This is a genomic window from Oleiphilus sp. HI0128 (assembly GCF_001635365.1).
Genome location: NZ_LWGG01001340.1, coordinates 1 through 1093, shown reverse-complemented (window position 1 = coordinate 1093; position 1093 = coordinate 1). Strand labels below are relative to the sequence as shown.

The window sequence follows — 1093 nt, the reverse complement described above, 5'->3', positions numbered from 1 at the left end:
CATTTCGAGGTAGTTGAAAAGTGCTTCGTTGACCAAAAGCCCGAAGTGATTGGTCGTCTAAAAGAACTGAAAGATATGGGCGTTCATATTATCATCGATCGTTTTGGTTCAGGCTATGCGTCAATGAGCTACTTGAAACAAGTTCCGGCTCACGCCTTAAAAATAGACCAACGCTACCTTAATGGTCTCCCTGAAAATCAGGCAAACACTAACTTTAGCAATGCAATTATTAGTATGGCTCATCAGATGAAACTTTCTGTTACTGCTGATGGCGTTGAAAATGATTTACAGCTTGCACACTTAAAAAGCCATGGCTGCGACTACGCACAAGGAAGTTTATTCCATGAAGCAATGAAGCTCGAAGCCTTGCTAGAGTATCTCTCTAGCCCACATAAAAAACCGAAAAAAGCTAGCCTGAATTAACAAGAGGAAAGTCTTGTCAACCCGCGACGGGTACGGCACCAGGCTAGCAAAATAAGACCCTGAAGTCTTATTAACGGCTTATAGTTATGTGTCAGACTTTAGAACTTCATTCCAACCCACGCCCACATTACGGACTTATCAGTACCGCCAGAAGGTGCCGAGTAATCAGCATACTTCAGGCCTCCGCTATAGGTTTTATTAAACTTTTTGACTGCCAAAAGATCTATCTCTCTACCCGCGTCAGCACTGCCTTCATCGGTCTCAAAATCATGGTAAACACCCACCAGTTTTACACCAGCGAACTTACCTGAGACTGAAGCATAAGTGTCTACAACACCATTACCGCCACCCGCACCAAACAAGGACTGACCTAGAAATGCATCAGCCCAACCTTCAAACTTATGAACAGTTGCTAAAGGTGTCGCGAACGACTGATTGCCGTCGTCAGATCCTAAGGACGAATACCCAAGCTTGCCTGTCACTCCTGACGCAGTTAGGCCAACCTCAGCCATCATATAATCCATACTGGCATCTTTCGTTTCATTATCTTGCGAAGCATACTCTAGAGCATATGAAACTTTCAGATCTTCACCTGCTAATGTTGAGCCGGTAAAACTTGCACCAATTGTTGATAGCTCATCCCAACCATCTGCGGCACCATAAGGCTCTC

At 44.5% G+C, this 1093-nt stretch carries 1 protein-coding gene and 1 pseudogene; one reads left to right on the top strand and one right to left on the bottom strand.

What is annotated here, in order from left to right; all coding sequences use genetic code 11:
• Positions 1-423: EAL domain-containing protein (locus A3763_RS22365; protein WP_082880562.1), on the top strand; the 423-nt coding region annotated here is incomplete at its 5' end.
• 98 nt (positions 424-521) lie between these two features.
• Here A3763_RS22365 and A3763_RS29080 read toward each other — a convergent pair.
• Positions 522-1093, bottom strand: a pseudogene (locus A3763_RS29080) (hypothetical protein); the annotation flags it as partial.